Below are 24872 nucleotides of genomic sequence, written 5' to 3' on the forward strand. Positions count from 1 at the left end.
TGTATTCGGCATTTTTCTAGAAATTAGATAATCTTTCATATAGATTTAGGAGAATATGTTGCATATGAAATCAAAATTATTTGTTAAATAAAGAAAATTTACTTGAAATTTTGTATTTTTGTAAAATTAATGAAGAAAATCTTTTTTAAAATATCAACATTCTCTATGGCACTGTTAGTGTTGTTGTCAACCGTATCATTTACGGTAGATAGTCATTATTGTGGAGATATTTTTGTGGACTCTTCATTATTTGGTCACGCTCAAACTTGCGGTATGGATGTTCAACAGCAATCGCAGTCATCAGAGTGTGATATTTCTAAAAAAGATTGCTGTAGTGATGAACAAGTGATTGTTGAAGGGCAAGATACTTTAAAAACATCGTTCGACAAATTAGATAAAGACCAACAACTATTTGTTGCTGCTTTTATCCATACCTATATACACTTATTTTTCGAATCTCAAGAAGATTTAAATTCATACAGAGATTATACGCCTCCTCCCTTGGTCAGGGATATTCAAGTTTTAGACCAGACTTTCCTTATTTGATTTTTAAGTAATTAGAACTGTAGTCCTGCATTAATTTGTTTTGGACATTTCTGCTTGTTTGTCACTTTTAAACAAGATTTATAATTACTTAATAATCATTTCTATGCTGAATAAAAGCATCAAATTTCTAATAGAAAATAAATTAGTAGCTGTTTTACTATTAGCTTTGTTCGTCGGTTGGGGCGTTGTAAACGCACCTTTTAATTGGGAGACCGGTATTTTGCCTACTGACCCTGTAGCTGTGGATGCCATTCCCGATATTGGTGAAAACCAACAAATTGTTTTTACCAAATGGCAAGGGCGCTCGCCACAGGATATTGAAGACCAAATTACGTATCCACTTACAACTTCGCTTCTAGGTATTCCAGGCGTGAAAACTATTCGTAGTTCCTCTATGTTTGGGTTTTCCAGTATCTATATCATTTTTGAAGAAGATGTGGAGTTTTACTGGTCACGTAGTCGCATTCTCGAAAAACTCAATTCGCTTCCTTCCAACTTGCTGCCAGATGGCGTTAACCCAGCTTTGGGCCCTGATGCCACAGGTTTAGGACAAATATTCTGGTACACCCTAGAAGGTCGTGACAAGGATGGTAATGTAACCGGTGGTTGGGATTTACAGGAACTGCGTAGTATACAGGATTATTATGTGAAATACGGATTGTCATCAGCAAGTGGTGTTTCCGAAGTAGCGTCTATCGGCGGTTATGTTCAGGAATATCAAGTAGATGTGGACCCGGAGAAAATGCGCCAATACAATATTGGATTAAGTGCCATTGTCAAAGCCGTTAAGCAGAGCAACCAAGATATTGGTGCACAAACATTGGAAATCAATCAGGCCGAATATCTGGTTCGTGGTTTGGGCTATGTAAAATCCGTTGCAGATATTGAAAATGCCGTGGTCACTTCAGAGAATTTTACGTCTATCCGAATAAAAGACATCGCAACTGTTCATTTGGGACCGCAAACTCGTCGTGGTATTTTAGATAAAGAAGGTGCCGAAGTTGTTGGTGGTGTTGTGGTAGCGCGATATGGCGCCAACCCTATGGAAGTTATCAATAATGTAAAAGAGCAAATCGCTGAACTGTCATCTGGGCTTCCAACAAAAGTTCTGGCAGATGGCCGCACCTCACAAGTGACCATTGTCCCCTTTTACGACCGTACCCAGCTTATTCAAGAGACCCTACACACGCTTAATGAAGCACTCACGCTTGAAATCTTAATAACCATTCTGGTCATTATCGTAATGGTGTTCAACCTACGCGCATCCATCTTAATTTCAGGTTTGTTACCCGTTGCAGTATTAATGGTTTTCATTGCAATGAAACTTTTTGATGTAGATGCAAATATTGTAGCATTGTCAGGGATTGCCATTGCTATAGGTACAATGGTGGATGTGGGCGTTATACTGGCCGAAAATATGATTCGGCATTTGGAAGATGAAAAATTACGCTTTCGCGAAAGCGGAATCGAGTACACCACAAATGAAATCATCTACAATGCAACTGCTGAAGTTTCTGGTGCAATTTTAACGGCAGTATTAACAACCATTATCAGTTTTATTCCTGTATTCACTATGATAGGTGCTGAAGGAAAGTTGTTTCGTCCACTCGCATTTACAAAGACAATGGCGCTCACGGCGTCTTTGGTTATCGCCCTTTTCTTGATACCACCATTTGCCGCATTCCTTTTCAAAAAGAGTACTATTAGGGAGCACGCTAAATATATTATTAATGCTGTTCTCATCGTCCTTGGTATCACAGCCATCTTCTATGGTTATTGGTTGGGTATTATATTAATTGCCTATGGAATCGTTGCAATTTTGAGTGTACGCGATATTATCACGGCAAAAAGAGCCAATCTAATACATATCGTTATTTCTTGTATTGCTATTGTTTTCCTTCTAGCCGAATACTGGCGACCACTAGGTTTTGACCGCGGTATTATAATGAACTTGATTTTTGTTGCGATTATCTGTTTCGGATTACTGGGGGCGTTTTCAATTTTCCAAAAATATTACGACACTATATTACGTTGGGCACTTCAAAACCGATTACTGTTTTTAATAATTCCGACCACAGTGTTGATTTTAGGGGCCATAATAATGCGCAACACGGGTAAAGAATTTATGCCATCGCTCAACGAAGGCTCATTCCTGTTAATGCCAACATCCTTGCCACACGCAGGTGTTGAAGAAAACAAGCGTGTGTTACAGCAGCTTGATATGGCCGTAGCCAGTATTCCTGAAATCGAAACGGTAGTAGGTAAATCGGGTAGAACAGAATCTGCTCTTGACCCTGCGCCGCTCTCGATGTATGAAAATGTGATTCAGTATAAGTCTGAATATATGCGAAACAAGAATGGCGAGAGACAACGCTACCGCGTAAACGATGATGGTTTATTTGTTCTGAAAAATGATAAATTCATTATTAATCCAAATAATGAAATCGATGATGACGCTAATTATGAGGCCTCGCAACTAAAAACAAATGCAACCCATAACGATTTAATTGAAGACGGCAGCGGTGAATATTACCGAAACTGGCGGCCAGAAATCGACAGCCCAGACGATATCTGGAATGAGATTGTGAAAGTGACAAAATTTCCAGGGGTGACTTCTGCACCAAAACTACAACCTATCGAGACAAGGCTCGTAATGCTTCAAACAGGTATGCGTGCGCCTATGGGTATAAAAGTTAAAGGGCCAGACTTGAAAACAATAGAAGCTTTTGGTCTACAGCTCGAAGACATTTTAAAACAAGCTGAAGGTGTAAAAGAACAAGCTGTCTTTGCAGACCGTATTGTGGGCAAGCCCTATTTACTAATTGATATAAAACGAGACCAATTGGCACGCTATGGAATTTCCATAATGGATGTTCAGGAAGTACTTCAGGTAGCTGTGGGCGGTATGCCGCTTACTCAAACGGTGGAAGGTCGTGAGCGGTATGGAGTAAGAGTGCGCTATCCGCGTGAGTTGCGTGCAAACTCAGAAGATTTAAAAGATATTTATGTTCCGGTTGAGAAAGGAAGTCCGGTTCCACTGAGCGAATTGGTAGACATACGTTATGAACAAGGTCCACAGGTCATAAAAAGTGAGGACACCTTCCTGATAGGGTATGTACTGTTTGATAAACTCGATGGCTTTGCCGAAGTTGATGTGGTCGAAAATGCCCAAGCGCTCATTCAACAAAAAATAGACAATGGTGATTTGATTGTGCCACAAGGTATTAATTACCGTTTTACGGGTACGTATGAAAATCAGCTGCGCGCAGAAAAAACACTTTCCGTAGTTGTGCCTTTGGCATTGCTTATTATTTTCTTGATTCTGTATTTCCAGTTCCGTTCTGTTTCCACCTCGTTGATGGTATTTACAGGAATCGCAGTTGCCTTTGCAGGTGGCTTTATAATGATTTGGCTTTACGGTCAGGATTGGTTCTTCAATTTCAGCTTTTTTGGTGAGAATATGCGGGATTTGTTCAATATGAAAACCATCAATCTAAGTGTTGCTGTCTGGGTTGGCTTTATTGCGCTTTTTGGTATCGCAACAGATGATGGTGTAGTTATGGCTACCTACCTCACACAAACTTTTGACAGAGAGAATCCCAATGATAAAAAAGGAATCCGACTTGCCACATTAGAAGCTGCTGGAAAGCGAATTCGTCCGTGTTTGATGACTACTGTTACCACCGTGCTTGCACTCTTACCTGTACTTACTTCTACGGGAAAAGGAAGCGATATTATGATACCTATGGCAATCCCCATTTTCGGTGGGATGATTATAGATATTACATCCTACTTTTTAGTACCAGTATTATATAGCTGGAAAAAAGAGTACCAACTTAAACGAGCAAACAAATGAAAAATATAAAAATTATTACCTGTCTTTTGTTTGTTTCCGCTTTCGCGAAAGCGCAACAACTACAATCATACATTGAAGAGGCACAATCTAACAACCCCGAGATTCAAGCCTTTGAACTGCGCTATAACATCGCCGAAGAAAAAGTGAACGAAGCAAACTGGCTGCCTAATACTGAAGTGAGTGCTGGGTACTTTGTCAGTGAGCCCGAGACCCGTGTTGGGGCGCAGAGAGCACGTATTGGCTTTAAGCAAATGTTGCCTTGGTTCGGGACCATAACGGCAAGAGAAAATTATGCAGCCTCAATGGCTGAAGCTGAATATGTGGAAATCATAATTGCCAAAAGAAAACTGGCACTTTCTGTAGCTCAATCCTATTATCGTTTGTATGAAATACAAGCAAAGCAAAGGGTGCTCGATAAGAACATTAAATTATTAGAAACCTATGACCGTCTTGCCCTTACATCGGTTGAAGTAGGCAAGGCATCTTCTGTTGACGTTTTGAGATTACAGATTCGTCAAAATGAATTGCAACAGCAAAAAGAGGTGCTCGAAGAGGAATTTGGGTCAGAACAAATCACCTTCAATAAGCTACTCAATCGTGATGGAACTATGATGGTTGATGTGGTCACATTAATGGAAATTCCAAGTGAAAACGCCGTATCTGGTAGAGATGCACTATCACTTAATCCTGAACTGCTTAAATATGATAAACTCTACGAATCGATAGCACAATCTGAATTGCTCAACCAGCGTGAGGCATTACCTATGTTTGGTTTTGGCGTTGATTATCTACCAGTGAGCGAGCGAGCGGATATGAATCCAATAGACAATGGAAAGGATATACTAATGCCTATGGTTTCAGTTTCCATTCCCATTTTTAATAATCGGTATAAATCTATTTCAAGGCAAAATGACTTGCGCCAACAAGAAATCGAGACTCAAAAAGCACAACGATTGAATGTTTTGGAATCCGCTTTCGCAAAAGCAATATCGCAACGCAACCAAGCACGAATAGCATATAATACACAAGAGAACAATCTGAAACAAGCAGAAGATGCTGAAGAAATTCTCATTAAAAACTATGAAACGGGCACCATTGATTTTAATGATGTGCTGGATATCCAAGAGTTACAGCTCAAATTTCAGTTAAATCAAGTGGAATCGATACAGAAGTATTACACACAATCTGCAATTGTTAATTACCTAATCAACTAACCGGATGGAAAAGAAATTATTTATAAAAAATATGGTGTGTAATCGCTGTATTAAAACAATCCAGAGTGATGTTGAAACATTAGGGATTCACTTAAAGCATATTGAATTGGGTTCTATTATTTACGAAGAGAAATCTATAGATGATTTTGAAAATATAAAAAATGTTTTAGAAAACAATGGTTTCGAAATTTTACTGGCGCAAGACCAGCAATTAGTAGAGCAAGTTAAAATTGAACTTATTAAATTATTACAAAAATTACCACTTCAATTAAATAAAACGCTGTCCAAGCATTTGGAAAGTAAATTAAACCTTGAGTACTCAAAAATCAGTAAAATATTTTCTGTTACGGAGCATATTACCATAGAAAAATACTTTATAAAACTCAAGATAGAAAGAGTGAAAGAGCTGATTCAATTACAAGAGGGTAATTTTACGGAGATAAGTCAGCTGCTTGATTACAGTAATGTAAATCATTTAAGTAGGCTGTTTAAAAGTGAAACTGGTATGAGTCTGACTAATTATAAGAATAATCAAAAAAGTATTAGAAACCCTTTAGATCAAATAAGGTAGATAACAACCATAATTATGACACAAACTTCTCATAATCAATATTAATTTTAAAAAAAGTAATCTTATGAAAAAAATAAGCTATGCATTTATTCTTTTGTTACTGTGTACCTATACAGCATCTGCACAGTCCGTGGAAGGTAATGTCGATAATCTACCCGTTCACGAATACACGTTGACCCTAAAGGAAGAAATGGTTAATAAAGCCGGTAAAGAAGTAAAAGGGATGACCGTCAACGGAGGCATTCCAGGGCCAACGCTCGAATTTACCGAAGGGGAGTACGCAGTAATCTATGTAAAAAATGAAATGAGCGTGGAGACATCCATCCATTGGCACGGCTTGTTGTTGCCCAATTTTTATGATGGGGTACCCTACCTTTCTACACCGCCCATAGAACCCGGTAAAACACTAAAATATGAATTCGCAATAAAGCAAAACGGCACCTATTGGTACCATTCCCATACAATGTTACAGGAACAGAGTGGTGTTTATGGCTCAATTGTAATACAGCCCAAGGAAAAAACCTTGGAGTATGATAAAGAGCAGGTTTTGGTACTATCTGACTGGACCAACGAAAAACCACGGGATGTACTTCGGTTTTTAAAGCGAGGTACAGAATGGTACAATATAAGAAAAGGAACGGCCACACCACTTAATCAAGTTATTGCAAGGGGCGCATTTGGCGCACAGTTAAATTTTTGGAGACAGCGTATGGAAAGTGCGGATGTGGCAGATGTCTATTATCCCGCTTTTCTAATCAACGGAGAAGAAAAAGTGGAGTACCCCGAGTTTAAACCTGGAGAAAAAGTGCGCCTTCGCATTATAGACGGCTCTGCTTCCACTTCTTTTTGGATGACGTTTGGCGGGCCAGACCCTTTGCTTGTCTCGGCAGATGGTAAAGATGTAGTACCGGTTAAGCATAACAAGACATTTATAGGGGTAGCAGAAACCTACGACTTTATCGTAACCATACCGGAGAACGGCAAACTGGAATATAAAATTATGGCCCAAGACGGCTCTGGTACCGCAACGGCATACCTTGGTCAAGGACCTATTGTTGTTGCACCCGATGTATCCAAACCTGATAAAATAGGGATGATGCAACAAATGGCCAAAATGAAAATGAAAATGGGTGCACCCGCTTTAAAGTTCCGACCAGGCAAAGATGAGCGTTACCAGATGAAAGAAAAATGGGGAATGCAAATGGACGATAATATGCAGATGGAAGGAATGAAAGATATGGATATGGGTACAATGAATATGGACAAGTCCAATATGAAGGATATGGAGAAGCATAAAATGGACGAAATGCAAATGGATATGAAAAAGGATTCAATGCAGATGGACCATTCCAAAATGGCAGGGATGGACACAAAAAAGGATTCCGAAATGAAAGAGGCCTCTCAAATGGATGATATGAATCAAATGAATATGGAAGACGCAGGCGGAATGCAGGGAATGAATATGTTTTCAGAATATAACTATGACTACTTGAAATCGCCGGAGAAGACCAATTATGACCCAGATGTTCCTGTAACGGATATCTTATTAAACCTTACCGGGAATATGCAGCGCTATATCTGGAGTTTGAACGGGGTTCCTCTATCTGAAGCAGATAAAATAAAAATCAAGGGAGACGAAGTAACTAGGATTACCTTCAATAACCTGACTATGATGCACCACCCAATGCACCTACACGGTCATTTTTTTAGGGTCATTAATGAAAATGGGGAATACTCACCCTTAAAACACACAGTAAATGTTCCACCAATGAAACAAGTTACCATTGAATTTTATGGTGATGAATATGGCGATTGGTTTTTCCATTGTCATATTCTATACCATATGATGGGAGGTATGGCGCGTATTGTAAGTTATGATACCCCTAGGGATCCAAGGTTGAAGGAATATCCCGTATCTAAACTTATTGACGAGACCGACCAGTTCTATTCCTACGGAATGATAGATGCAGCATCACATATGACTACTTTGAACCTTATATCTTCAAATATCCGAAACCAATTCAGTTTGAGGGGCGAATATGGTTGGAACAGGAATATAGAGGTAGAAGCTGCCTACGATAGATACCTCTATGATTACCTAACCGTTTTTGGCGGTGTAAATGTCGAGAACGAAATAGAGGATAGCCTTGAAGAAATAACAACAACAGCTATAGCAGGGATACGATACCTTACGCCCTACTTATTTACGTTGGATGTTAGAATGGATAGTAAGCTACGCCCGCAGATTAGCCTAAGCCGTGCTATTACCATTTTCCCTAGAACTATTGTTTTTGGTATGTACGAGTACCAAGCAGATTTTGGATGGGTAGATGATCTTCCTCAAGGAGATAATTTCAAAAAAGAAGTTACTTGGAGTACGGGTGTTGAATATCTTTTATCCAAAAATTTCTCATTGATGGGAAGTTACGATAACCGTTTTGGTGCAGGTGGAGGATTATCACTAAGATTTTAATGACTAAAAAATAAAACTATGGACTACAATTGGGATTTCTTAATCATTTTCGGTGTTATAATTCTAGGCATTTTTATCTATGCTGGAGGAAAGAAAATAAAGCGAACTAAAAGTTCAAAGGCTATGGATGTCCTTAATGAAAGCTACGCTAAAGGAGAGATAACCAAAGAGAAGTATGAAGAAATTAAGCAGACTATAGGCTCAAAGAAATAAAAAAAAGAAGCAATTCAAAAATCTGTTAGAAATAGCACTATGTAAAAAAAATTAAGCTGTGTAAACCGTTATAACAATAAATTAAATTAAAATCAAATATTAACTATTAAAATCAAAAGTAAAATGAAAAAAGTAAAAATGACCGTCGGTATTTTAGTAATGACCTTAACCCTTACGGCTATATCCTGCAAGGACGGAAAAAAAGATGAACCAGCTGCACCTATGAGCAATGAGATGTACCAAGAGTCTATGGATGACAAAGATGATATGGCAATGAGTGACAACCAAGACGCAAAAGCAGAAGCAATCCTGAAAGATTACTTCAACTTGAAAGATGCACTTGTAGGCGATGACAATGATAAGGCAAAAGAATTGGGAGCAACGCTTGCAAGTACTTTAGGGAATTTTGATGCATCCAGCTATTCAGATAGTGAGCAACAGGAACTCAAGGATATTATGGAAGATGCCACAGAACACGCAGAACATATTTCAGAAAGTGATATAGCTCACCAGCGAGAACATTTTAAAATCATAAGTAAGGATGTAACAGATATGGTTGCTATAACCGGTACAGAAAACACCTTGTATCAACTATTATGCCCAATGTATGATGGAGGTAGTAATTGGTTAAGTATGAGCAAGGACGTTAAGAATCCTTATTATGGAAGTAAAATGTTGACCTGTGGTGAAATGCAAAAGGAAATCAATTAAATGAAAATTTTAAAAATCATAGCAACAATAGCACTGGTAGGATTTGTGGGGATTCAATTTATTCCCACGGAACGCAATCAAAGCGATACGGTACCCGAAACTGATTTTATGTTGGTACATAATGTTCCTGAAACTATTCAGAAAAAATTACAGGTATCCTGCTATGATTGTCACAGTAACAATACGCAATATCCTTGGTATAATAAGATTCAACCCGCTGCTTGGTTTTTGGAAGACCACATTAAAGAAGGCAAGGCCGAACTTAATTTTAACGAATGGGATTCGCTTTCAAGCCGAAGAAAATCAAGTAAACTTCGATCAATTATCAAACAGATAGAAAGCGGAGAAATGCCTTTGGATTCTTACACTTTGATACATAAAGATGCTAAGTTTTCTGAAGCGGAGGCAGAAGAATTAATCAATTTTATCACACAATTAAAAGATAGTTTATAAATAATAATTTAAAAATAATAAAAATGAAAAATTTAAAAATGAGTATAGCAGTAATGCTATTGTTAGCAGTTTCTTTTACCAACGCCCAGGAAAAAGAAAAAATGAACCACAAGCACGGTGAAATGGAAATGGATCATAGTAAAATGAAAATGGACAAAATGAATCCAGCGGCAGAAACGGTTCTTGCCGATTATTTTATGTTGAAAGATGCTTTGGTAGGCGATGACACCAAGAAAGCGGCACAATCAGGTTCTAAATTGGTAGCCTCTCTTAAAAAATTCGATAAGAGTAGTTACTCAAAAGAACAACAAAAAGAGCTGGCCGATATCATAGAAGATGCTACCGAGCACGCAGAACATATTTCTGAAAGTGCGATAGACCACCAACGCGAGCACTTTAAAACGTTAAGTAAGGATATTACTGATATGGTAGCTATTACGGGTACAAAAAGCACGTTATATGAACAATTTTGCCCAATGTACGATAAAGGAAGTGCTTGGTTAAGTACAAGTAATGAAGTAAAAAACCCCTACTATGGCAGCAAAATGCTTAAATGTGGGAAAGTTCAAAAGACAATTCAGTAAAGTTGTAATCCTTTTGACCAAAATTAAGAGAATTAAGCAACCAACAATAATCAAAGATGAGGACTAAAATAATCAAACTCTTTTTGCGACTTGCAATATCAATCGGATTTTTATCGGCAGTAGCTGATAGATTTGGATTGTGGAACAAAGATGTTTCTGTGTGGGGGAATTGGGATAATTTTCTTAACTACACACAACAGATAAATCCTTGGATTCCGGACTCATTAATTTCAACAATCGGAATTATTGCAACCGCAGCTGAAATTATTTTTGCATTCTTCTTGATAATTGGATTTAAAACAGAATTGTTCGCAAAATGGAGTGGATTTTTACTGCTACTATTTGCGCTTTCAATGACATTTTCCACTGGAATAAAAGGAGCATTAGACTTTTCAGTCTTTACAGCTTCTGCTGGAGCTTTTGCGTTAAGCCTAATGAAAGAAAAGTATATGGAATTGGACAGCCTAATTGCAAAAGGAAATAATTGAGTGTAAATAAACAAAGTAAGAAACCGATAATATGGTAGTAGGAAGTTTAAATATGGCAAAATACAAAAGACTATTCAATAGGTAATCCCTTCCCTAAGCATCTTTTGTTGCTCTGGTTTATTAGTTAACAGAAGTAAATAAGATGTCTGGGATATCTTGGGTAGTCATTAAGTCCTGTCGTGGGAAGGAAAACAATGTTGATGGTTAGTGTTAATTCCTTCCCAGGTCAGGCAAAAATTTAAGTCCTAATAAGAGAGAGGGCACATACTTTTGGTTGGTTAGTGAAGCCCTTTCTCTTAATTAGGCACAAATAAAATAGTATGAAATGAGCCATACAAAAAAGTTGATAACAAGCGAAATGTTGATTGGCCAATTACATCTGACAATTAAAAATAAATAAATATCAACAGATGAAAGATTGTTGTAAAACCGGTAGCGAAACCAAACAAAAGAGAAGTGGCTTCAAAAAATGGTTCAATTATACCATTTATGCCATTATAGCCATTATTGTGATAGGTGTATTGATCTTGCAATTAACAGGTGATTAATTTAAAACTATATAAAATGAAATCTAAAAAAATAATTTTCACCGTATTGATGTTAGCCTTGTTTGGAGGTTTTTCGACGGTATTTGCTGATAGTAATTTTATTGTTTCTGAAACTAAAACCGACATCAAGGATGAGAAATCACTTTCTATTTTTGAAACAAGCAGTCCAATTTCTGTCTCACAAGACCATACTGAAGCCGGTTTGGACGATTTCCCTAATCTGCATCCTATGGTCGTACATTTTCCTATAGTTTTATTGTTGTTAGCGGTGGTCTTGCAGTTGATACAGCTGTTTATTTTGAACCGGACAATGGATTGGGTCATTCTTTTAATGGTAGGGTCTGGGTTTATCGGGGCATACGTTGCTGGAACATTTGTACACCCGCACACAGAAGGCCTTACCGAAATGGCAAAAAGCGTACTGGAACAACACGATAAATATGCCAATTGGACACTATGGTCCAGTGCCCTTGCCGCTATTCTGAAAATAGCAAGTCTGTTTTGGGTCAAACTAAAGCGCGGTTTCGAAATAGCAGTTTTTGTAGTAATGGCTTTTTCGGCCTATTCCGTTTCCGAAGCAGGACATTATGGTTCGCAGCTGGTATATATAGAGGGAGTTGGCCCACAAGGAAATTATATCGGAACCGAAAGCGAAGAAGGTCACGGAGAAAGTGATGAACATTCACATTAAACAAGAACTATAAACAAGAGCAATGAGAAAAGGATTTATCATAACGAGCATCATCTTGGTTGTTGCATTAGTTACCATAATCGTCTTGTATCCATTACTATGGTGGCTCGCCTTGGTAATACTTCCTTTTCTAATTTTAGGACTTTTGGATTATTTTCAAAAATCCAATAATATTAGGCGAACCTATCCCTTGCTTGGTAGAATCACAAATCTTCTAGAGGAGCAGCGCCACGTTATCCAAGAAACATTATTGCTCAACCGCACTGAAGGTTTGCCCTTCAACTGGATACAAAAGGAAATCGTCTATAAGCGTGCGGCAGATGCCAATAAAAGTCAGCCTTTTGGAACACAAATTCCGTATGATACAGTAGGTCGTGAGTGGTTTACTCATTCCACCTATCCCTCAAAACAAACCAATGACGATTTCAGGGTTCTTATAGGAAGTTCCCACTGCTCAACACCTTACTCTGCCAGCATTCTCAACCTTGCGGGAATGAGTTTTGGTTCCATAAGCAAAAATGCTACCCTTGCTTTTAACGGAGGTGCGAAAATAGCAGGTTTTGCTCAAAACACCGGCGAAGGTGGCTTTACGCCTTACCATCAAGAATACGGTGCAGATATTATCTTTCAGTTTGGAACAGGCTATTTTGGATGTCGTGATGCAGAAGGAAATTTTGACGCCAAAAAATTCGCCGACATCGCAACCAAAAATGTAGTGAAAATGATTGAAATAAAAATATCGCAAGGCGCCAAACCTGGCTTTGGAGCAATTTTGCCGGCAAAGAAGAACACAAAGGAAATATCCGAATTCAGGGATGTGGAGCAGGGAACGGAAATTTTATCGCCACCACACCATTCTGCCTTTGGGAACGATAAGGAAATGATTTTGTTCATTGAAAAATTGAGAAAACTTTCCAGTGGAAAACCCATAGGAATAAAGCTTTGTATCGGACAAAAAGATGAATTTGAAAGAATGGTTCGTGCTTTTGCTGAAAAGAAAAATTATCCTGATTTCATTGCCATTGACGGTGCCGAAGGTGGCTCTGGTGCTGCCCATATGGAATCCCTACATTGGGCAGGTATGCCAATAATTGAAGCCGTCCATTTCGCAAACGGCATTCTTAATAAGTATGAGTTGCGAGATGAGATAAAAGTAATGGCAGCTGGTAAAATCATTTCGGCTTTTGATATCTATAGAATGTTGGCACTCGGCGCAGATACCTGTTATAGTGCCAGAGGAATGATGTTTGCCCTGGGCTGTGTACAATCCTTAAAATGCAACCTCGACACCTGCCCCACGGGAATCACCACAATGGTACCTTCCCGGGTTGCTTCCATCGTTGTAGAGGACAAGAAAACCAAAGTGGCGAATTACCATAAAAACACGATTGAGGGGTTTAAGGAATTACTTAAATCAATGGGTATTGAAAATAGAAAGGGTATCGACAAAAAGTATATTGTCCGCCGAATCAATGAAAATGAGACCACGACATATCAAGAGTTATATTCAAATGGATTGAATGAACGAAAAATAAAAAGTAATGGATAAAAACTTAATTTATTTTTTACTAATACTGTTGTTTTCAAGCAATGTATCTATAAATGCCCAAAACTTTAAAGTAAAGGAAGGAACCGTATCCTTTAAGGCAAAAATGCCACTTAATTCCTATATCGGCAAATCTGATGATTTACAGGGCGCCATAGATTTTAAGGACGGTACGTTGACCTTTTCGGTACCTGTAAAATCCATAAAGACAGATAATGAAAAACGGGATGGACATATGTATGAGCTGGTAAAAGCGGAAAAAAATCCAAATGTTTTTTTTGAAGGAGAATTTATAGAAGATTTTAATTTTGAAGAAAAAGCGACACAAACGCTCAACGTAAAGGGCGATTTCACCCTTGCGGGAGTTACTCGAAAAATAACCATTCCTATTGCGTTGAAACTTGTATCAGAAGATACCTTCCAACTAATAGCTTCTTGGTCTTTATTGATTACCGATTATAATTTGGAACGTCCAAGCATAGCATTTATAAAGGTGAATGATAAACACGACTTGAGTGTGGAGGCAATACTTAAGAAGGAATAAAATAGATTGTTGAACTAAGTAAATAGATTATGAGAACATTAAAAAAAATGGTAGTCTGCCTTTTATTAGGCGTTACCGCAGTCAGTTGCTCGGTCAGTTCTTCGGCTATCGTTACCGATTATGACCGTGAGGCACAGTTTGGGGCCTACAAGACCTTCTATTGGTCAGATGATTTTCAAATGGAAAACGGGAAAGAAGAACCGCTCTTTGTCAATACATTGATCAAAAAAAGACTAAAGTCGGCCATTCAGGACGAAATGGAAAAGAAAGGATATGTAATGGACAAAGCCAATCCTGATTTATTGGTAGATTCCCGTATCGTTGTACAGACAAGAGATATAAACACAGGTGGTGGCTACCCTTATTTTCCTTCTTATGGCCACGGTTATTGTCATTTCGGATCTTACGGTTATGGATATTATGGCGGTTACCAATCATCTCAAGAACACAAAGAAGGTGGCGTTGTCATAGAACTTATAGAATGAGCAGACGACAATTAGTCTGGCAAGGATTTGCGCCAGATGTGCTGCACGCAAATACAACAGATAAACAAAAGGAAATTAAGGAGGCGGTGGCAAAAATTTTTGCAAAATATCAATATGGAATACTGTAAAAAATTAATTTAAAATAAATTGAAGAAGAAAAGTTTGGTAAAAAAAAACTTGATTTTGGGAGATGGATTATTTTGTTGATTGATTAATAGCAACCCATCTCTCATTTTTAAGTATTACTTTAAGTTGACACTTGTACTACGTCTACATAACTTTTTTATAATGAAAATATACCATTAGCAATAGTGAAAGAAACTATAAATGACATATCAAACGGCAATGGGTTTTATGGACAGCTCTTTAAAAAAGTATTGCTTACCGCAACGGCGGTTATCGCTATATCACTGAGTTATATATTTTGGGCACAAGCAGATGATAATGGCCTATGGCGACCTATTTTAATTGTGGCTTTGGCTCTAATCAAGACCATTTTTATTGTTCGGCTTACGTTCATACAATTGGCTAAAATAATAGGGGAAAGCCATCAACTTGCGCACGTCCTAACATTATTTGCGGTGTTGATTGTATTGATTGTTTTTTCATTTACGGCAGACTATCACGCTTTATATATTTTGAATCCTGAAAATTTCAAAGCGAGTACTTCGCTCAATGGTTCATTCTTCTTGCAATTTTTTGAATTTATCTATTTCAGCTTAATCACTTTTTCATCGGTTGGATATGGTGATATAGTGCCGATTTCAATTTCGGGAAAAATGCTAGTGATGATGGAAATTTTCTTGAGCTTTTTAGTCCTTGTCTTTGGTATTGCCAATATCAATAGAATACACGTCAATAAATAAACCTTTAAAAACTAAAATTATGAAAACACTAAAACTTGCAACATTCTTAACGCTATTGTTATTCTCAACTAGTCAAATCTATAGTCAAAACACAGATTCGGACACAGAAAAGGAAGCGGTTCTAAAAGTTATGAAATCGTATAAAGACACCCTGCAAAACCTAACGACCGAGGGTACATTTCAATTATTTTCCGAGAATTCCGAAGTCTTCGAATCTGGAGGTGTCGAGGGCTCGTATGCACACTATATAGAGCATCATTTAGGACCAGAATTGGGGCATTTTAAAAAATTTGAATTTTCTGATTATGAGATTGATGTACAGGTTGATACACCCTATGCATTTACTACAGAAACTTATATTTATACCATCGTCCTTAAACCAGACGACAAAGGAGATACGAGGACTATAAAGAAAAAAGGGGTGGCAACCTCTATCTTAAAGAAGATGGATGGAAATTGGAAAATTATTAAAACTCACTCATCTTCAAGAAACTCGAAATAATTGCAACAATAAGTGTCTTTTTTTAAATAATCCATCTGTATAAAACTGATATAAAATGTGTTTACAAGATTGATTCGTTAAGAACGACCAAAGATTTCAATATAGACCAAATATTAGAAGCTTTTAACTATGTAGAAAACAATTTATAACAATAAACATTATGAAAACAAAGCTATTGATATTTACAGTTCTTTTAATAACATTTTTCGAGGTTTCGGCTCAAAAAGTATATAGAACTAATGATGGCCATATTGAGATGATGACTTTGGTTGACGGTAAGACTATCAAGGCAGAAAGTCATAGTCTGGCACTATATCTTGATTATAATTCTAAAGTGGTAAATGGTGTTCTAGACCTTAAAACTTTAGTAACAGACCATCCTGAATTATATGCCATTATACAAGAAGGGGAAGCACCTGCAATTCTCCGGTTTACAGGTACTATTCCATCCGTTGATTTTTTATCAAAACGGCACGACCCTATCAATTTTAATTGGTTGGTTGATGTTCTATATCAAGGGGAAACCTATAAATCACAGTTTAGAGCAACCATTACCCATATAGAACAGGGCATAAATATGTCTTGTCTGATAAGTGCAACGGGACAGGTTTTGTTTTCAGATACTGGGTTAGATTCTTTAATGCAAGGTTTGGATAAAACAATAAATGTGCAATTTGCACAATTGGTGCTGAAATTGGAATAACTATATGTTTTCTGTATTAAAAAAATGATAAAAGTATTTATGATATTTAAAACAGGCCAAGAGAACATAAAATAAGTCCTGATGTGGGAAGGGAATGGAATATTTTTCATTGTTGATTAGTTAAAACTCCTTCCCAAGTCAGGCATAAAATAGGAAAATGGTATGGACAACTTTCTAAAACAGTGGGCGGAAGCAGCCTTTACAACAACAGGTTTTTTCTGGATGGCACTTTGGGCATTTGCACTCGGTTATATCATCAGCAGTCTGATTCAGGTTTTTGTGACCGAAAAAAAGATGCAGAAAACGATGGGCGAGAATGAAGGTAAAGGCGTTTTATTGGGAACATTTTTTGGCTTTATAAGCAGTTCGTGCAGCTTTTCAGCTTTGGCATCAACTAAATCCCTTTTTAAAAAAGGCGCAAGTTTCGTGTCTTCGATTGCCTTTTTATTGGCTTCCACCAATTTGGTTATCGAGCTGGGTATCATCATATCCATCTTTCTTGGTTGGCAGTTTATTGTAGGCGAATATGTCGGCTGTATTTTATTGATTCTCATTTCTTGGCTATTGATACGTTTAGTAAATCCAAAAAAACTCATTGAAAACGCCCGCAAAAATTTAAAAGATGAGGGCGATGATGATATGGACGAATCCAAATCGTGGCAAAAGAAAATAAAATCTGAAAAAGGTTGGGCAAAAGTTTCCAAACAATACGGAATGGAATGGAAAATGGTCTGGAAAGACGTAACGGTAGGTTTTACCATTGCCGGAATAGTGGCGGCATTTGTTCCCGATTCCTTTTTTCAAACCTTATTTATCAATAGCGGTAATGGCAATACAGATTTCACATTTTTTGAAATCCTTGAACATATTATCGTTGGTCCTGTCGCAGCCTTCTTGACCTTTATTGGCTCAATGGGAAACATCCCGTTGGCAGCTTTGCTTTTTGGTAAAGGCGTGAGTTTTGCAGGGGTTATGGCATTCATATTTAGTGATTTGTTCGTCTTCCCAATCCTACGCATCAACGCAAAATATTATGGTTGGAAAATGTCACTGTTTATCCTCATTTTGCTTTTTGCAGCGCTTATAGGAGCATCCTTGATTTTGCATTATTCTTTTGATTTGTTGAACATTCTGCCCGACTCATCACAAGCTAAAATTCAGGACAGTGAATACTTTAAAATAGATTACACCTTCTTTTTGAACATTGCATTTTTGGCAATTTCAGGATTTATGCTTTATCTGGGTTTTTTCAAACGGAAAGATGTAAAACATATGAAGGAAATGGCACCAAAAAGTGAGTTATTGGAAAATATACTCAAATACACAGCATTAATCTGCTACGTCTGGCTTGCAGGTGGACTGATTGTCAAATTTTTTATATAATAATTATGAAACACACTTATAAAATACACGGAATGACCTGCAATGGTTGTCGCACTCACGTAGAAAATACGTTGAACAAAGTTGAAGGAGTTTCAAAAGCCTCGATAAACCTTGAAAAAGCTGAAGCTCAAATAGAAATGGATAAACATATTCCGCTTACTGTTCTTGAAAAAGCCTTGGAAGACGATGGAGGAAGGTATTCTATTTCACTTCCTGGAGATGTAGACGCTGAAAAAAAACATCTAAAAACAACCGAGCAAAAGATAGAAGAGCAAAAAGGAAAAGGTACAGGAACTTTTTATTGCCCAATGCACTGCGAAGGTGACAAGACCTACGACGAGCCTGGCGATTGCCCAGTTTGTGGGATGGATTTGGTTGAAGAACAAAACCTATCGGCTACATCTTCCGAACAATGGACTTGCCCAATGCACCCGGAAATTGTAAAAGATGAACCTGGAGCCTGCCCAATCTGTGGGATGGATTTAGTCCCAATGGAAGCAGATAGTTCAGCCGAAGAAAAGACCTATAACAAATTACTCAAGAAATTCTGGATTGCAGTCGCCTTTACCTTACCTATTTTCTTAATCGCAATGAGCGATATGATTCCGAATAATCCGTTATATACGGTAATGAAGCAAAAAAACTGGAACTGGATTCAGCTTGCACTTTCAATTCCTGTGGTGTTTTATGCCACGTGGATGTTCTTTGAACGTGCCTATAAAAGCATCAAAACCTGGAACCTCAATATGTTTACCCTAATCGGCATTGGTGCTGGCGCAGCGTGGTTATTCAGCGTATTCGGTATGCTTTTTCCCGATTTTTTCCCGGCACAGTTCAAAACAGAATCTGGTGCCGTTCACGTATATTATGAAGTATCCACTATTATTTTGACCTTGGTGCTATTGGGTCAGGTTTTAGAAGCACGTGCCCACGGCAAAACCAATTCAGCAATAAAGGAATTGCTAAAGCTCGCGCCAAATAAAGCCATTCGCGTAAAAGATGGAAAGGAAGAAGAAGTAACTATCGACACTATTCAACTGGGCGACATCCTTCGGGTGAAACCCGGTGATAAAATTCCCGTGGATGGCGTGATTACTGAAGGCGAAACCACCGTTGACGAATCAATGATTACGGGCGAACCCATTCCCGTAAACAAAGCGGCAAGTGACAAAGTTACCAGTGGCACCATCAACGGCAACCAATCTTTTTTGATGAAAGCCGAAAAGGTGGGTGCAGATACCCTACTGTCCCAAATTATCCAAATGGTCAATAATGCCAGTCGCAGTCGTGCACCAATCCAAAAATTGGCGGATACCGTCTCGGGATATTTTGTACCCATAGTTGTCCTTATTTCCATTATCACATTTGTGGTTTGGGCTATTTTTGGTCCGGAACCCGTCTATGTTTATGCCTTTGTAAATGCAATTGCAGTATTGATTATCGCCTGTCCCTGTGCCTTGGGCTTGGCCACACCAATGTCCATTATGGTCGGTGTTGGTAAGGGCGCACAAAATGGTGTGCTCATAAAAAATGCCGAAGCTTTGGAAAAAATGGACAAGGTGGATACACTTATTATCGATAAGACGGGTACAATAACTGAAGGAAAACCAACGGTAGAAAAAGTCGGAGCCTTCGGAACTAATTTTTTAGAAAAAGTGGTTTTACAATACATAGTTTCCCTAAACAACAAAAGCGAACATCCACTTGCGGAAGCGACTGTCATATATGGTAAAGAAAAGAAAACTGAGTTTTTAGAAGCTAAAAGTTTTAGTGCTGTTACAGGGAAAGGTGTTGAAGGAAACATCAACGGAAAAAAAGTGGATTTAGGGAATGCCAAAATGATGGCATACGCCAAGGCTGAATTATCTTCGGAAATGGAAACCGAAGCACAAAGTTTTCAAAAGCAAGGAAAAACAGTTTCCTACCTATCCATCGATTCAAAAGTTGTGGGATATGTTGTCATTGGCGACAAAATAAAGGCGACCAGCGCCAAAGCGATCAAAGCACTTCAAAACAAAGGCATCGCAGTAATAATGCTTACTGGCGATAATCACGATACTGCCCAAGCGGTCGCAAAAGAATTAAATCTTGCCGATTTCAAGGCAGGAATGTTACCCGAAAATAAACTGAAGGAAGTAGAAAAACTACAGAATAGCGGAAAAGTTGTTGCTATGGCAGGCGATGGCATCAACGATGCACCAGCCTTGGCAAAAAGTGATGTTGGTATTGCAATGGGAACAGGTACCGATGTTGCCATTGAAAGTGCAATGATAACCTTGGTAAAAGGCGATTTGCACGGTATTGTCAAGGCACGGGAATTGAGCGACGGTGTAATGCGTAACATCAAGCAAAACCTATTTTGGGCTTTAGGATATAACATTTTAGGAATCCCAATCGCAGCAGGTGTTTTGTTCCCTTTTTTCGGTTTGTTATTGTCGCCAATGATAGCGGCTTTGGCAATGAGCTTTAGTTCAGTTTCCGTTATTATGAACGCTTTGCGGTTACGTTCGTTAAAACTATAAAGATGGTGAAAAGAAAAACCGCACTAAAAATACGAAAGGCCCACAGATATTTGGGGCTCTTTTTGGGGGTACAGTTCCTGTTTTGGACCATTAGTGGAATGTATTTCAGTTGGACAAACATAGACGACATTCACGGTGACCAATTCCGTAATTTAGATTACGTGCCCAAAGCTTTTGACAATCTAATAAGTCCTTCACAAATAAACAATCCTGAAGGCATTGGAAGTATCGAAATTAGGGACATCAACAACGAGCCTTATTACTGGATAAACAATCAAAAATTGTACAGTGCAAAAACTGGGAAAGCAAAAAAAAATATTACGGAAGAAGAGGCCTTGTCTGTTGCCAAAAACTATATGAAAGATGGTTTGAAAGTCGCCAACATCGAAAAAATAACCGAAGTGGACGACTATCACGAATATCGGGAAAAGCTATTGCCAGCCTATGTTATTTCATATGATACCGATGAAGCTCTTAATGCTTATGTTTCGGTAACAGACGGAAAATTCCAGACTGTAAGGCATCGAGCGTGGCGTTGGTTCGACTTTTTATGGATGACCCACACAATGGATTATGACACGCGCGACAATTTCAATACCATTGTATTAAGGGCGTTTTCGCTCTTGGGATTGATTACGGTGTTAAGCGGATTCCTGCTGTGGTACACCTCCTCGCCAACCATTAGAAAATTAAAAAAGAAAATAATTAAATCATAACCAAAAACTCTAAAACAATGAATAATTCAAATCAACACACAAACAAAGGCAATTACACAAAATTTATTTTGATGCTTGTCGCATCTTTTATTGCAATGTACATCACGATGTATCTAAATAGTTATGCGTTAGACCACGTATATTTTAGTTTAACCAGATTCTATATGAGTTGTTTGGGTATTGCAGCAATGGCAGTAATAATGTGGTTTTTTATGCGGAAAATGTATCAAAACAAGAAAAAGAACATCGCTATTTTATTAGGTAGCTTGGTGCTATTTTTAGGCGCACTTGGTTTGGTTAGGGCACAAAGCCCAATCATTGGCGATATTCTGTGGATGAAAGCAATGATTCCCCATCACTCAATTGCAATTTTAACAAGTGAAAGAGCCGATATCAAAGACCCTGAAGTGCGCAAACTGGCTGATGATATTATCAAAGCACAACGTAAAGAAATTGGAGAAATGAAAGCAATGATAAAGCGTTTGCAAGCAGAATAATAATAATTACCAAAACCTAACTGGTCTTAAAATCTGTTGGGTTTTATAAAGAAATAAAAAAATATACTATGAAAAAATACATCATTTATACCGCAATTTTAGCCATAGGATTGGTCTTGGGCTATGTCTTTTTTGGCCCTTCTGCGGAAGGTTCCGTAAACAGCAAGAAAGTAACAGATTTGAGCGAAGACGTTAACCACTCCGAAGAACATCAAATGTGGACCTGTTCAATGCACCCACAGATTATGCAACCAGAACCTGGCGACTGCCCAATATGCGGTATGGATTTAATTCCCGCCGAAACTGGTGCGGAAGGGCTTGCAATGAACGAAATAAAAATGAGCGACAATGCAATGGCACTGGCGAATATCCAAACTACAATTGTAGGAAATATTTCAGGAACCGACGATAACAAAATAACACTTTCCGGAAAAATAATGGCCAACGAAGAAGCCAATGCGGTACAGGCAAGCTATTTTGAAGGACGTATTGAAAAGTTGAATGTCAATTTCACGGGCGAAGAAGTACGAAAAGGACAGTTGTTGGCAACGATTTATGCACCAACGCTCGTTGCTGCCCAACAAGAACTTTTAACTGCTTCTGACCTGAAAGAATCACAACCAGGTTTATACAAAGCAGTTCGAAACAAATTAAAATTGTGGAAACTTTCTGAAAGCCAAATAGACCAAATAGAAAGTTCTGGCAAGGTGCGGGAAAATTTTCCGATTTATGCAACTGTTTCAGGCACCGTTTCCCAAAAAATGGCAGAAGAAGGCGACTATGTAAAACAAGGCCAGCCCATTGTTAAAGTAAGTGATTTGGGTACTGTTTGGGCAATGTTTGACGCCTACGAAAGACAAATCTCGCAACTAAAGGAAGGTCAAAAGGTAACAATCACTAGTAACGCTTATCCCAATAAAGAATTTGAAGCATCAGTTTCATTTATCGACCCTACTTTGAATACAAAGTCCAGAACTGTTTCAGTGCGCGCCACATTGAACAATAAGGAAAATCTATTAAAACCAGGAATGTTCGTAACCGCAAAAGTGGCAATGACAAAAGGCAATACTATGGAAAGTGCGATAAGCATACCTGCAACGGCAGTAATGTGGACAGGCGAGCGCTCATTGGTGTACGTAAAGACCAATCCCAATGAACCCGTTTTTGAAATGCAAGAAGTGACTTTGGGAACGAAAAATGGTGAGAACTATACCATTATCGAAGGGCTTTCTAACGGCGATGAAGTGGTAACCAACGGAACATTTACCGTAGATGCCGCTGCACAGTTACAAGGAAAAAAATCTATGATGAATGCATCAGGTGGTAAAACAATGACAGGTCACGAAGGGCATTTGGGAATGGAAAATTTAAACAACACAGTTGACGCCGCCAAGCGTATGGATGTAGCTTCCAAATTCCAAGAGCAGCTCAAAACAGTTTTTGATGATTATATTATGCTTAAAACAGCATTGACAAACGACCAAAGTGAAAAAGCAAAAACGGCCTCACAGACCTTACAGAAAAGTTTAACACAAGTTGACCTTGCTTTGCTAAAGGATAAAAATGCGAATAACCACTGGGCGCAACTTGAAAAAGAATTGAAGGCTTCCTCAAATGAAATTGCCCAGACATCCGATATTAAAACCCAGAGAAATCATTTTATCAGTCTTTCAGCACACCTCATAAATGCAATGAAAGCGTTTGGCATCAACCAAGAAATTTACATAGATTTTTGTCCAATGGCAAATAATAATGAAGGCGCATATTGGTTGAGCACAGAAAAAAAGATACAAAATCCCTATTACGGACAAGCAATGTTGAAATGTGGGGAAGTAACAGAAACCGTACAATAGTTTAAAACTATACTTAATTGGGTAGTTTAAATTAGTCATCTTGATTTTTTGAAGGAGAACGAGGATGGGTGAAAGCAGAAGAAATAGAAGAAAGAATAAAAGAGTAAAGCAGCAGCAGCCGAAAAGTGGTATTTCAAAAAAAGATAAAATTATAGCTTTAGTCGTGATAGTATTGATTTTTGTAGTTGCTGCAATAGCTGCTGTTTATTATTCTCTATACAAATCTGGATTAACATTATTTTGAAACAAGTACTATATGAATGAGATTATCCATATTAAAAATATGGTCTGCCCAAGATGCATCTCGGCGGTATCTAATATTTTGGAACAACTTGAATACTGTATGTTTCTATAAAATTGGGGGAGGTTTAATTAGTTCGATTATTAAATGTCCAGACCAAAAATGGTCTTTCCAAAGCGCTTCAAAATTCAGGTTTTAGTTTGATAGAGGACCGTAAAAATCAACTTATTGAACAAATGAAAACATTGGTTGTAGATAAAATCCATCATTCTTCCGAGGAGCTCGATTTTAAATGGGCAGATATTGTTACAGGCGAACTTAACTTGGACTACAAATATTTAAGTTCACTTTTTTCGTCGGTAGAAAGTATACGTTCGAGCAGTACATCATAAACCAGAAAATTGAACGTGTTAAAGAACTTATAGTTTATGACGAATTAAACTTGAGTGAGATAGCTTTTAAACTTCATTATAGTAGTGTCGCGTATTTAAGCAATCAGTTTAAAAAGGTTACAGGAATGACACCTACACAGTTTAAAAAAAGCACAAATCAGAATCGCAAATCTTTGGATGAAATATGATGTTAAATTCTGTTAATCCGTAAATTTCACAAATCATTCGGCATATTTTATAACAGAAAAGGATATTACCTACATTAAATTGTCTT

At 37.9% G+C, this 24872-nt stretch carries 24 protein-coding genes and 1 pseudogene; all 25 read left to right on the forward strand.

Annotated elements, in window-relative coordinates:
- Positions 1-129: 129 nt before the first annotated feature.
- The 25 genes and pseudogenes from JOOMADRAFT_RS01065 to JOOMADRAFT_RS01180 all read left to right on the forward strand — a co-directional run bounded on the left by JOOMADRAFT_RS01065 (position 130) and on the right by JOOMADRAFT_RS01180 (position 24786).
- Positions 130-546: an HYC_CC_PP family protein gene (locus tag JOOMADRAFT_RS01065; RefSeq protein WP_013073638.1), complete on the forward strand. Its 417-nt coding sequence runs from the start codon at positions 130-132 to the stop codon at positions 544-546.
- Between the two features lie 103 nt (positions 547-649).
- Positions 650-4402 (forward strand): efflux RND transporter permease subunit, encoded by a 3753-nt coding sequence (locus JOOMADRAFT_RS01070; RefSeq protein WP_008610772.1) that lies wholly within the window; start codon positions 650-652, stop codon positions 4400-4402.
- Entirely contained in the window at positions 4399-5616 is a 1218-nt protein-coding gene (locus JOOMADRAFT_RS01075) for a TolC family protein (RefSeq protein ID WP_008610773.1), read from the forward strand. Before JOOMADRAFT_RS01070 ends, JOOMADRAFT_RS01075 begins: the two co-directional genes overlap by 4 nt.
- 4 nt (positions 5617-5620) lie before the next feature.
- On the forward strand, positions 5621-6187 hold the full coding sequence (locus JOOMADRAFT_RS01080; RefSeq protein WP_008610774.1) for a helix-turn-helix domain-containing protein: 567 nt from the start codon (positions 5621-5623) through the stop codon (positions 6185-6187).
- Between the two features lie 64 nt (positions 6188-6251).
- The gene (locus tag JOOMADRAFT_RS01085; protein ID WP_008610775.1) at positions 6252-8660 is read left to right on the forward strand and encodes a multicopper oxidase domain-containing protein; all 2409 of its coding nucleotides are present in this window, start codon (positions 6252-6254) and stop codon (positions 8658-8660) included.
- An 18-nt stretch (positions 8661-8678) separates the two neighbouring features.
- Positions 8679-8873: an SHOCT domain-containing protein gene (locus JOOMADRAFT_RS01090; RefSeq protein WP_008610776.1), complete on the forward strand. Its 195-nt coding sequence runs from the start codon at positions 8679-8681 to the stop codon at positions 8871-8873.
- A gap of 123 nt (positions 8874-8996) precedes the next feature.
- Positions 8997-9584: a DUF3347 domain-containing protein gene (locus JOOMADRAFT_RS01095; protein WP_008610777.1), complete on the forward strand. Its 588-nt coding sequence runs from the start codon at positions 8997-8999 to the stop codon at positions 9582-9584.
- On the forward strand, positions 9585-10037 hold the full coding sequence (locus tag JOOMADRAFT_RS01100) for a heme-binding domain-containing protein (RefSeq protein WP_008610778.1): 453 nt from the start codon (positions 9585-9587) through the stop codon (positions 10035-10037).
- A gap of 23 nt (positions 10038-10060) precedes the next feature.
- A complete protein-coding gene (locus tag JOOMADRAFT_RS01105; RefSeq protein WP_008610779.1) occupies positions 10061-10621 on the forward strand; it encodes a DUF3347 domain-containing protein in 561 nt (186 codons plus the stop codon).
- A gap of 56 nt (positions 10622-10677) precedes the next feature.
- On the forward strand, positions 10678-11109 hold the full coding sequence (locus JOOMADRAFT_RS01110) for a hypothetical protein (protein WP_008610780.1): 432 nt from the start codon (positions 10678-10680) through the stop codon (positions 11107-11109).
- Positions 11110-11673: 564 nt separating this feature from the next.
- Positions 11674-12348, forward strand: coding sequence for a DUF2231 domain-containing protein (locus JOOMADRAFT_RS01115; protein WP_008610783.1), 675 nt, complete (start codon positions 11674-11676; stop codon positions 12346-12348).
- Between the two features lie 22 nt (positions 12349-12370).
- Positions 12371-13897, forward strand: a complete 1527-nt coding sequence (locus JOOMADRAFT_RS01120) for an FMN-binding glutamate synthase family protein (protein ID WP_008610784.1) — start codon at positions 12371-12373, stop codon at positions 13895-13897.
- Positions 13890-14438 carry a YceI family protein gene (locus tag JOOMADRAFT_RS01125; RefSeq protein WP_008610785.1) on the forward strand — a complete coding sequence of 183 codons (549 nt, stop codon included), beginning with the start codon at positions 13890-13892 and terminating at the stop codon, positions 14436-14438. The genes JOOMADRAFT_RS01120 and JOOMADRAFT_RS01125 overlap by 8 nt, the downstream gene beginning before the upstream one ends.
- A gap of 47 nt (positions 14439-14485) precedes the next feature.
- Positions 14486-14923, forward strand: coding sequence for a DUF4136 domain-containing protein (locus JOOMADRAFT_RS01130; protein WP_245547695.1), 438 nt, complete (start codon positions 14486-14488; stop codon positions 14921-14923).
- Positions 14920-15051, forward strand: coding sequence for a DUF4136 domain-containing protein (locus JOOMADRAFT_RS20265; RefSeq protein WP_008610787.1), 132 nt, complete (start codon positions 14920-14922; stop codon positions 15049-15051). Before JOOMADRAFT_RS01130 ends, JOOMADRAFT_RS20265 begins: the two co-directional genes overlap by 4 nt.
- A 183-nt stretch (positions 15052-15234) precedes the next feature.
- Positions 15235-15789, forward strand: a complete 555-nt coding sequence (locus JOOMADRAFT_RS01135; protein WP_008610788.1) for a potassium channel family protein — start codon at positions 15235-15237, stop codon at positions 15787-15789.
- Between the two features lie 19 nt (positions 15790-15808).
- The gene (locus JOOMADRAFT_RS01140) at positions 15809-16291 is read left to right on the forward strand and encodes a nuclear transport factor 2 family protein (RefSeq protein ID WP_008610789.1); all 483 of its coding nucleotides are present in this window, start codon (positions 15809-15811) and stop codon (positions 16289-16291) included.
- Positions 16292-16451: 160 nt separating this feature from the next.
- A complete protein-coding gene (locus JOOMADRAFT_RS01145) occupies positions 16452-16994 on the forward strand; it encodes a hypothetical protein (RefSeq protein WP_008610790.1) in 543 nt (180 codons plus the stop codon).
- Between the two features lie 162 nt (positions 16995-17156).
- A complete protein-coding gene (locus JOOMADRAFT_RS01150; protein ID WP_008610791.1) occupies positions 17157-18377 on the forward strand; it encodes a permease in 1221 nt (406 codons plus the stop codon).
- Positions 18378-18382: 5 nt separating this feature from the next.
- Positions 18383-20899 carry a heavy metal translocating P-type ATPase gene (locus tag JOOMADRAFT_RS01155; RefSeq protein WP_040879429.1) on the forward strand — a complete coding sequence of 839 codons (2517 nt, stop codon included), beginning with the start codon at positions 18383-18385 and terminating at the stop codon, positions 20897-20899.
- A gap of 2 nt (positions 20900-20901) precedes the next feature.
- Entirely contained in the window at positions 20902-21615 is a 714-nt protein-coding gene (locus JOOMADRAFT_RS01160) for a PepSY domain-containing protein (RefSeq protein ID WP_008610794.1), read from the forward strand.
- A 17-nt stretch (positions 21616-21632) separates the two neighbouring features.
- Positions 21633-22112 carry a DUF305 domain-containing protein gene (locus tag JOOMADRAFT_RS01165; RefSeq protein WP_008610795.1) on the forward strand — a complete coding sequence of 160 codons (480 nt, stop codon included), beginning with the start codon at positions 21633-21635 and terminating at the stop codon, positions 22110-22112.
- A gap of 68 nt (positions 22113-22180) precedes the next feature.
- Positions 22181-23965, forward strand: a complete 1785-nt coding sequence (locus JOOMADRAFT_RS01170; protein WP_008610797.1) for an efflux RND transporter periplasmic adaptor subunit — start codon at positions 22181-22183, stop codon at positions 23963-23965.
- A gap of 64 nt (positions 23966-24029) precedes the next feature.
- Positions 24030-24209 (forward strand): hypothetical protein, encoded by a 180-nt coding sequence (locus tag JOOMADRAFT_RS01175; protein ID WP_040879430.1) that lies wholly within the window; start codon positions 24030-24032, stop codon positions 24207-24209.
- A gap of 12 nt (positions 24210-24221) precedes the next feature.
- A pseudogene (locus JOOMADRAFT_RS01180) lies at positions 24222-24786 on the forward strand (helix-turn-helix domain-containing protein).
- The last annotated feature ends 86 nt before the right edge of the window (positions 24787-24872 follow it).

The organism is Galbibacter orientalis DSM 19592 (genome assembly GCF_000260115.1).
GTDB classification, from domain to species: Bacteria; Bacteroidota; Bacteroidia; order Flavobacteriales; family Flavobacteriaceae; genus Galbibacter; species Galbibacter orientalis.

Bases quoted from the DNA above. Each gene is read 5' to 3' on its own strand.
- JOOMADRAFT_RS01065 (WP_013073638.1), top strand. From the start codon at position 130: ATGAAGAAAATCTTTTTTAAAATATCAACATTCTCTATGGCACTGTTA.
- JOOMADRAFT_RS01070 (WP_008610772.1), top strand. From the start codon at position 650: ATGCTGAATAAAAGCATCAAATTTCTAATAGAAAATAAATTAGTAGCT.
- JOOMADRAFT_RS01075 (WP_008610773.1), top strand. From the start codon at position 4,399: ATGAAAAATATAAAAATTATTACCTGTCTTTTGTTTGTTTCCGCTTTC.
- JOOMADRAFT_RS01080 (WP_008610774.1), top strand. From the start codon at position 5,621: ATGGAAAAGAAATTATTTATAAAAAATATGGTGTGTAATCGCTGTATT.
- JOOMADRAFT_RS01085 (WP_008610775.1), top strand. From the start codon at position 6,252: ATGAAAAAAATAAGCTATGCATTTATTCTTTTGTTACTGTGTACCTAT.
- JOOMADRAFT_RS01090 (WP_008610776.1), top strand. From the start codon at position 8,679: ATGGACTACAATTGGGATTTCTTAATCATTTTCGGTGTTATAATTCTA.
- JOOMADRAFT_RS01095 (WP_008610777.1), top strand. From the start codon at position 8,997: ATGAAAAAAGTAAAAATGACCGTCGGTATTTTAGTAATGACCTTAACC.
- JOOMADRAFT_RS01100 (WP_008610778.1), top strand. From the start codon at position 9,585: ATGAAAATTTTAAAAATCATAGCAACAATAGCACTGGTAGGATTTGTG.
- JOOMADRAFT_RS01105 (WP_008610779.1), top strand. From the start codon at position 10,061: ATGAAAAATTTAAAAATGAGTATAGCAGTAATGCTATTGTTAGCAGTT.
- JOOMADRAFT_RS01110 (WP_008610780.1), top strand. From the start codon at position 10,678: ATGAGGACTAAAATAATCAAACTCTTTTTGCGACTTGCAATATCAATC.
- JOOMADRAFT_RS01115 (WP_008610783.1), top strand. From the start codon at position 11,674: ATGAAATCTAAAAAAATAATTTTCACCGTATTGATGTTAGCCTTGTTT.
- JOOMADRAFT_RS01120 (WP_008610784.1), top strand. From the start codon at position 12,371: ATGAGAAAAGGATTTATCATAACGAGCATCATCTTGGTTGTTGCATTA.
- JOOMADRAFT_RS01125 (WP_008610785.1), top strand. From the start codon at position 13,890: ATGGATAAAAACTTAATTTATTTTTTACTAATACTGTTGTTTTCAAGC.
- JOOMADRAFT_RS01130 (WP_245547695.1), top strand. From the start codon at position 14,486: ATGGTAGTCTGCCTTTTATTAGGCGTTACCGCAGTCAGTTGCTCGGTC.
- JOOMADRAFT_RS20265 (WP_008610787.1), top strand. From the start codon at position 14,920: ATGAGCAGACGACAATTAGTCTGGCAAGGATTTGCGCCAGATGTGCTG.
- JOOMADRAFT_RS01140 (WP_008610789.1), top strand. From the start codon at position 15,809: ATGAAAACACTAAAACTTGCAACATTCTTAACGCTATTGTTATTCTCA.
- JOOMADRAFT_RS01145 (WP_008610790.1), top strand. From the start codon at position 16,452: ATGAAAACAAAGCTATTGATATTTACAGTTCTTTTAATAACATTTTTC.
- JOOMADRAFT_RS01150 (WP_008610791.1), top strand. From the start codon at position 17,157: ATGGACAACTTTCTAAAACAGTGGGCGGAAGCAGCCTTTACAACAACA.
- JOOMADRAFT_RS01155 (WP_040879429.1), top strand. From the start codon at position 18,383: ATGAAACACACTTATAAAATACACGGAATGACCTGCAATGGTTGTCGC.
- JOOMADRAFT_RS01160 (WP_008610794.1), top strand. From the start codon at position 20,902: ATGGTGAAAAGAAAAACCGCACTAAAAATACGAAAGGCCCACAGATAT.
- JOOMADRAFT_RS01165 (WP_008610795.1), top strand. From the start codon at position 21,633: ATGAATAATTCAAATCAACACACAAACAAAGGCAATTACACAAAATTT.
- JOOMADRAFT_RS01170 (WP_008610797.1), top strand. From the start codon at position 22,181: ATGAAAAAATACATCATTTATACCGCAATTTTAGCCATAGGATTGGTC.
- JOOMADRAFT_RS01175 (WP_040879430.1), top strand. From the start codon at position 24,030: ATGGGTGAAAGCAGAAGAAATAGAAGAAAGAATAAAAGAGTAAAGCAG.